Below are 409 nucleotides of genomic sequence, written 5' to 3' on the forward strand. Positions count from 1 at the left end.
GTTGTACCTGGCCGTGGCGGCCCGGGGGTTCCGGCGGTACGCGTCGTACCGGGCGGCGACCGCGGCCGGGGTGTTCACCAACACGGTCTTCGGGCTGATCCTCGTGTACACGTATCTGGCGCTGTGGGACGAGCGTCCGGACCTCGGCGGCTACGACCAGGCGCAGGCGGTGACGTACGTGTGGCTGGCGCAGTGCCTGTTCGCGGCGCTGGCGCTGCAGGGGGGCGGCGTCGAGACGGAGCTGATGGAGCGCATCCGCACCGGTGAGATCGCGGTGGACCTGTACCGGCCGGCGGATCTGCAGCTGTGGTGGCTGGCGGGCGACCTGGGCCGGGCGGCGTTCCAGCTGCTGGGGCGCGGGGTGGTGCCGTTCCTGGTGGGCGGGCTGTTCTTCCCGACGGCACTGCCC

The 409-nt window shown here is 72.6% G+C and carries 1 protein-coding gene; it reads left to right on the forward strand.

The features are described from left to right. Position 1: 1 nt before the first annotated feature. A partial coding sequence (locus tag LPA54_RS40555; protein WP_228985440.1) for an ABC-2 family transporter protein occupies positions 2–409 on the forward strand: 408 nt, incomplete at its 3' end.

It is taken from the genome of Streptomyces sp. DH12, from assembly GCF_020873895.1.
GTDB lineage: Bacteria > Actinomycetota > Actinomycetes > Streptomycetales > Streptomycetaceae > Streptomyces.